The organism is Chitinophaga sp., from assembly GCF_035564935.1.
Lineage (GTDB): Bacteria > Bacteroidota > Bacteroidia > Chitinophagales > Chitinophagaceae > Chitinophaga.
Genome location: NZ_DATMTE010000877.1, coordinates 1 through 4,887, shown reverse-complemented (window position 1 = coordinate 4,887; position 4,887 = coordinate 1). Strand labels below are relative to the sequence as shown.

Annotated in this window: 2 protein-coding genes; both read right to left on the bottom strand. The window is 47.5% G+C overall.

Annotated elements, in window-relative coordinates; translation table 11 throughout:
• A partial coding sequence (locus tag VN105_RS22880; RefSeq protein ID WP_325644573.1) for a RagB/SusD family nutrient uptake outer membrane protein occupies positions 1–1,779 on the bottom strand: 1,779 nt, incomplete at its 3' end.
• Positions 1,780–1,833: 54 nt separating this feature from the next.
• Positions 1,834–4,887 (bottom strand): TonB-dependent receptor (locus VN105_RS22875; protein ID WP_325644571.1); only part of this gene is annotated, 3,054 nt, incomplete at its 5' end.

Below are 4,887 nucleotides of genomic sequence, written 5' to 3'. Positions count from 1 at the left end.
TTGTATAGTAGTGAGCTTGTAAAATACGGCGAGGCCCGCTTGTTCGCTGCCCGGATCAAACCCGGTAGCCTGTAGTTCGCCTGAAGAGGGCCGGGCATTCATACCATGCACATCCCCGTTATCTACATTTTCAGCAATCAGCCAGCGGCGTACATCCCAAAAGCGTTTTCCTTCAAAAGCAAACTCCACGCGCCATTCATTTTGAATCCGTTTCCGCATTCCTGCTTTCGTATTATCATTTGTGCCGCTCACCGGTAATGCCGGCATCGATACGCGGGCCCTTACTTTATTGATAGCATCGTACACCTCCTGACCAGGGGCATCCAGGTATTCATTCATTGCTTCGGCATAAATAAGATAAATTTCGGCCAGTCGTATTACGGGGAAATTCCTGTTGCCATTTCCTCCTCCCCTCACGTTTACACCCGGATCGCACCATTTTCTCCAGTTATACCCGGTTTCGCAGTTGGTACCTGATTTGGGCCATCCATCGGATGCCCCGCCATTGTTTCCAAAGTAGGCGTATTTTAACGGGCGCCTGTGGTTAGTGGAATCCCAGAAGGTATATTGAAAATTGATGCTGGCATAGAAACGGGGATCCCTGTTTTTGTACATGTTGGAAACGCCTTTTGCCTGCCGGTATGCTTTCCCGTCCCACAGTGGCCCATCCCAGAAACCATCTTTGGTATAACCTGAACGGGCATCGGTAATTGGCAGCCCGTTATTCATTTCGTACGCATCTACCATTTCCTGGAATACGCTGAATTTACCATTTCCGCCGGCCGACTGTGCATCCTGGCCATTCGGCTGCATTGTTTGATCCAGGTCCCTGGTAGAGCCCATTAAATACGGTAAAATAGTTTCCGTATACTCACGGGAGTAAAACAGGCGGGCGTAATTGTCTATTGGGTTCGACGGATTAGGATTGTTCAGCGCATATACATTCATATCCAATACCGCTTTTGCTGCGTCGGCTGCCTTTTTCCATTTCTCCTTATCATAAGTTTGCGGAAAAAGCGATGCGCCGTCTGTATTTTTTACCCCTGCGTACATGGTATTCCCGTTAAATAACGGGCTGGCTGCGTATACCAATGCAATAGCCTTTAACGACATGGCTGCGCCGCGGGTTATGCGCCCGGTTTCCCCGGGGTTATCTAAATAATCGATGGGCAACACCGGCGCTACCTGGTCCAGTTCTGTTACTATATAATTCACCACTTCATCTACCGGCCTCCTGGTATTCAATGCATCAGGAATGCTCTCGCTTACATCTGTAACATCGTCGCCCAACAGCGGAATAGCGCCATAAGACCGGAGCAGCTCAAAATATAGTTTAGCCCGCAGAAAACGTACTTCTGCTTTATACTGCGGGATCCGCGTGCTGTAATAATCTGCCCTGTCTTGCGGAATGGGGGTTTTATCGATATTTTTCAGGAAGATATTTGCTCTCCTTATGAACTGGTAAGCCCATCCCCAATTGTCGAGCGAGTTATCTGTAGGCCCCCATGCACCGGCATTAAACTTCTGCTCCGGCACATTTTCCCAGTGATTTTTGCATTCATCCGTACAGGCGCCCAACACAGTGTTATAGTAGATGTTCGTGGTACTTGTATTTAACGACGTGTACATATTGGCCCAGGCCCGTTCCGCCGTATTTATATTATCGTAAATATCTTTTTCTGTAACAATTTCCTTGGGAACAACATCCAGATACTTCTTACAGGATATGGTGGTTATCCAGAGAAGTAACAGTCCGTAGAATAATATTTTACGTATCATTTGTTGTTGATTTTAATTTATTCAGATAACCGATGTCTGATCGTGTTGATTTTATTAAAATGAGAAGGTTAATCCTGCATTGATCACCCGTTGCTGCGGATAAGTGCCGGTACCTCCATTCGATATCTCAGGATCAAAAATTTTCAATTTATCCCAGGTAATGAGATTAATACCGTTTACAAAGATCCTTGCATTGCTGAATCCTATCTTATTAAGCCAGTACCGGGGAATGTTATAGCCTATTTCTACTGTTTTTAAGCGCAGGTAATTGCTGGAGTAGATCCAGAACGTGGAATTTTGCTGGTTATTGGTATTGTCCTGCGACGACAAACGCGGATATTTATAATCTCCATCCGGGTTGGAAGCTACCCAGTGGTTGTCTTTAACTTCTTCCAGTACACCGGCAAATCTTGAGAAAGGAAAGATACCGGATCCGTTCACTAACAGGGAGCCGCCATAAGCGCCCTGGAATAATACGCTCACATCAAAGCCGGCGTAGTGGTAAGAAAAACTTACCCCTAAAATAGAAGTGGGCTGGTTACGTTTTCCCGGCAGGTAACCGGCGTCAAGGGAGTTAATAATACCATCTCCATTAATATCCTTGTACTTGATATCGCCGGGTTGAACGTTCCCAAACACGGATTGGGAAGGGCTTTTCGCAATATCGTCATTGCTTTTGAAGAAACCGATGGCTGTATAACCGTATATGGATCCCACTTCGCTGCCGGCACGGGCCTGCCATTCCCTGCCTTTATAGTCTGGTTGCGCATAATAGGCGATCCTGTTTGTTGCATACGAATAGTTAACCCGAACGGCATAACCCTGTTTTCTAAATTCATGCCGGTGCTCAACAGACAGGTCGATTCCCTGTTTATTGACAATGGCAGCATTTAAAGCAGGTTGATTCAACAACCCCACGGTGGCCGGCACCAGTTCGGAGTTAATAAGAATGTCTTTACGTTTTTCCCTGAAATATTCTACCGTCATATTCAAGCCTCCTTTCCATAATCCCACATCAACGCCCACATCTGTTTTATAACCCTTTTCCCAGGTAAGATTGGGATTAGGGATCCGTTGTTCATAGGCGCCGTTATAACTGGTACCGTCCCTGTTCACACCAAACTGGTACTTGGCATTACCATCACCATCATTAGGATTCCACTGGCTCAGGTAGGAGAACCTTCCGGACGGCAAAGCATACGTTCCGGTGATACCATAAGAGCCCCTTATCTTTACCTGGTCTACAAATGATAACCCGGGTGCAGAGCGGACAAATTGTTCTTTTGCTATATCCCAACCTGCTGAAACGGCGGGAAAAAATCCGAAACGTTTACCACCCGGGAAGTTTTCCGCACCATTGTAAGCGCCGGAAAATTGTACGGTGTAGCGGTCATCATAGTTATACATCACTCTTCCTACCACGCCCTGGTTTTTATACGGAAGTCCCGGAATAGCATTGCCTACGCCGCCGCCCACGCCGTCAAAAAAGGAGGATTGGGTGTAAAGCAGCATGGCCTGAACGGTATGCCTGCCAAAAGTATTGTCGTAGTTCAGGTAGGTTTCCAGCGTTGTGCGCCTGGTGCCATTGGCACTTACATCATAGCCCAGGGTGCCGTCGCCGTTCTCAATCACCTGGTAGGTACCGCTTTTTGCCAGGTCGGTAACCGTATCTGCTATTACGCCGGGCATTAACCTGTAAAGGAAAGTACGCCTCGAAAGGCCCCGTTTCACATTGCGGTAGCTGGTGTTGTCGAATGAGAGCCTTACTCTTGAGCTCAGTCCTTTCAGGAAGTAATGCATATCCCATTTAAAGCCTGCGGTGGACTGAAGGTTCGTTTCAAAGTTCCGTTGGTAGCCTGATTGGGTTAACTGCACATATGGAGAGGCCGGCACGGTATTAAATGCAGCGGGGCTGCCGTCGGGATTGGTAACCGGGTACCACCAGGCAGGCGCTGATTTAATGGCGTTAAAAATATCACTGGCATTGGCGCCCGGGTAGTTCCTGTCGCGCACAATAGCGCCCAGTCCCAGTTCCATGCTGAGATCTTTCGAAATCTGGAGATCAATATTGGAGCGGAAATTATATTTGTTGGTGATAGCCTGCATGTTGTATCCTTCAATCTGATCTTCATACCTGTACAAACCGTTTTGTCTTAAGTACCCCATGGATACAAAGTATTTGGCAAATTCGTTACCTCCTGTAACGTTGATATTCCCTTGCTGCATCAGGGAGTAAGGCTTCAGCATGGCATCCATCCAGTTTACGTTGGGATAGATATACTCGTAAGCGGGCTTGCTCCTGTTGCGGTAATATTGCAATACGGAATCCGTGTACTGTATGGCTACCGGCAGGCCGTCGTTGATAAGTCCCTCGCGGTACATGGTAAGCCCGTCATAAGAGTCGGCATATTCCGGTAACCTGGTGGGGCTTTGCCATCCGTTTTGCAGCGTCACGTTTATGCGGGGCTTGGAGGTAGCGCCTCTTTTGGTGGTAACCAGTATTACCCCGTTCGCGCCATTGATACCATAAATAGCGGTGGACCCTGCATCTTTCAGGATACTGATGTCTGACACTTCGTTTGGATCAATATCACTGAAGGAACGCTGGATACCATCTACCAGGATAATCGGGCTGTTGTTGCCCGTGGTGCTTAATCCCCTGATGAAGAGATTGGATCCGTCGGCGCCCGGTTCTCCGCTGTTCTGTACGGTGATGAGGCCGGGTAATCGGCCTGCCAGCGCGTTACTGATATTGGCAACGGGGCTTTGTCTTAATTCCCTGGGGCCAATAGAAGCGATAGACCCTGTAAGGTACTTTCGTTTCTGTGTGCCATATCCTACCACTACTACTTCTTCTATACTTTTTGCATTCAGTTGCAGCACCACATCAATGGGAAAGCGGGTAGTATTGAGCACAGGGATCTCCTGGGAGATATAAGTGGCATAGCTGATCACTAATGTAGTCCCGGTATCGGGCGCCTTTATAGTGAACTTGCCGGCATTGTTGGTGATAGCCTGCATGTTGTATCCTTCAATCTGATCTTCATACCTGTACAAACCGTTTTGTCTTAAGTACCCCATGGATACAAAGTATTTGGCAAATTCGTT